At 58.7% G+C, this 1,702-nt stretch carries 6 protein-coding genes; all 6 read left to right on the top strand.

The window, feature by feature from the left end:
• The coding region (locus ABT116_RS44520; RefSeq protein ID WP_351646616.1) for a hypothetical protein at window positions 1-217 on the top strand (217 nt) is incomplete at its 5' end.
• Window positions 214-501 (top strand): hypothetical protein, encoded by a 288-nt coding sequence (locus ABT116_RS44515; protein WP_351646614.1) that lies wholly within the window; start codon window positions 214-216, stop codon window positions 499-501. The genes ABT116_RS44520 and ABT116_RS44515, both read left to right, overlap by 4 nt.
• A complete protein-coding gene (locus ABT116_RS44510) occupies window positions 501-644 on the top strand; it encodes a hypothetical protein (protein ID WP_351646612.1) in 144 nt (47 codons plus the stop codon). Before ABT116_RS44515 ends, ABT116_RS44510 begins: the two co-directional genes overlap by 1 nt.
• Before the next feature lie 91 nt (window positions 645-735).
• The gene (locus tag ABT116_RS44505) at window positions 736-1,116 is read left to right on the top strand and encodes a hypothetical protein (RefSeq protein ID WP_351646610.1); all 381 of its coding nucleotides are present in this window, start codon (window positions 736-738) and stop codon (window positions 1,114-1,116) included.
• Between the two features lie 193 nt (window positions 1,117-1,309).
• On the top strand, window positions 1,310-1,561 hold the full coding sequence (locus ABT116_RS44500; RefSeq protein WP_021343848.1) for a type II toxin-antitoxin system Phd/YefM family antitoxin: 252 nt from the start codon (window positions 1,310-1,312) through the stop codon (window positions 1,559-1,561).
• Window positions 1,558-1,702, top strand: a 145-nt coding sequence (locus ABT116_RS44495; RefSeq protein ID WP_351646618.1) for a Txe/YoeB family addiction module toxin, incomplete at its 3' end; no start/stop codon positions are given. The genes ABT116_RS44500 and ABT116_RS44495, both read left to right, overlap by 4 nt.

The raw sequence follows: 1,702 nt of genomic DNA, 5'->3' as shown, positions 1-1,702 counted from the left end.
GGCCACGGCGGCCGAACTCGAAGCAGAGCTGGAGAAGTACCGCGCCGAGGAACGCCGCCAACTCGAATGGGCACGCCACCTCGCCCGAGACGACGTGCGTTGCCCGAGCTGCAATCTCCGCTACGGCGAACGCGAGCAGTACGGCTGCGTCGAACCAGCACGAGCCCACGAATACGACGCAGACGAACTCCGCGCAGCTTTGGAAGGGGAATCGTGAGCGACTACACCGACAGCCAGGCTGAGCTACTGGTGAAGATTCTGCAGAGGATCGCCGACAGCCACGAGCAGTGGAAAGCGAAGTGGGGGCCGAACCTTCGGATCACGGTCGGCAAAGGTAACCCGCTCCGAGACTTCGGCATCGAGAAGATTCACGACATCGAAGTCGAAGCCACCTATGACAGCAGCATCCTTCACGAGGACGGCACTGAAACCAAGATTGAAGGCGGACGCTTCACCATCGCGCCAATTCCGCCTGAGGAACTCGAAGACGGTGATTGGTGATGAGCAAACGCAGCCCAGACATCAGGCACCTCCTGGTCCGAGACCTCATCACCTACGGACTGACACCACTGCAGGCCGACGAACTGATCACCAAAGCGGAGGAACTCAGTGCCGCCGCCAAGCCTTCTGAGGAGTCGTTGTGAGTGAGAACATCACCGATCCCGAGGACGAGTTCTACAACGGATGCGACGAAGACTGCCGCGACGACTGCATGGCCGACCACCAGGGGGAATCGTGAGTGAGATCCGATCACAGGCCACACATGAACTCGTTGTGCCGATCCACAAGCATGTGTGCGCGGCGAACCTCGAAGACTGCACAGGCGAGTGCTATCTCGCTGCCGCCGCGCTACAGAACGCTGGTTGGTCGAAGCCTCGCACGGTGAACAGCGTCGAAGAGCTGGAGGCGTTGCCGCCCAGGTCGGTGATCGAGCTCCCCGACGGCGAAATAGGAATGATCATGGTGGCCCGCGACAAGCGTCACGTAGTCGGCTATCCGCAGTGCATACCCACCAGTGAACTGTCTGACGTCATCCGCAGCACCCACGGAGATCCAATCCGCGTCCTCTTCACTCCGGGGGATGAGCGCGCAGCTGGCGTTGTCGCGCGTTCCTGACCAGCTTATTTGCCAATTTACGCACCATAGTTGTACTGGATTAGGTACATGTTTGGTACATCTCTGGTACAGTTGAGGGCACCAGCAGTCTTCACCCCATCGGACACTACAAATTGAGACCGAGTACCCGGCAAGAAATCCCGAACCTGCCGACATTCCCTATCGAAGACGCGAACTGCTGCGAGGAGGCTATATGTCCACTGCCATCACCGCCACGGACGCCAGGAAGTCGCTGTTCCCGCTCATCGAGCAGGTCAACGACGACCACACGACGATCGAAATCGTCTCCAAGAAGGGGAACGCCGTTCTCCTCTCGAAGGACGACTACGACTCTATCGTCGAGACCGCGCACCTGCTGTCATCGCCTGCAAATGCGATGCGCCTGATCCGCAGTCTGGAGGCAACCCGACGTGGCGAATACACTGAAAGAGAGCTTCTCGAGTGAATATCGCCTTTACGGACGACGCATGGGATGACTACACCCACTGGTCTGTCGCAGACCGCAAGATGCTCAAGAAGATCAACGATCTGATCAAGGACATCAAGCGAAATCCCTTCACCGGGATCGGTAAACCCGAACCTCTGC

The sequence above is a fragment of the Streptomyces sp. NPDC002130 genome (assembly GCF_040296465.1).
GTDB lineage: Bacteria > Actinomycetota > Actinomycetes > Streptomycetales > Streptomycetaceae > Streptomyces.
The sequence above is the reverse complement of the archived record's forward strand: the minus strand, read 5'-3'. Positions and strand labels throughout refer to the sequence as shown.

Bases quoted from the DNA above. Each gene is read 5' to 3' on its own strand.
- ABT116_RS44510 (WP_351646612.1), top strand. From the start codon at position 501: ATGAGCAAACGCAGCCCAGACATCAGGCACCTCCTGGTCCGAGACCTC.
- ABT116_RS44500 (WP_021343848.1), top strand. From the start codon at position 1,310: ATGTCCACTGCCATCACCGCCACGGACGCCAGGAAGTCGCTGTTCCCG.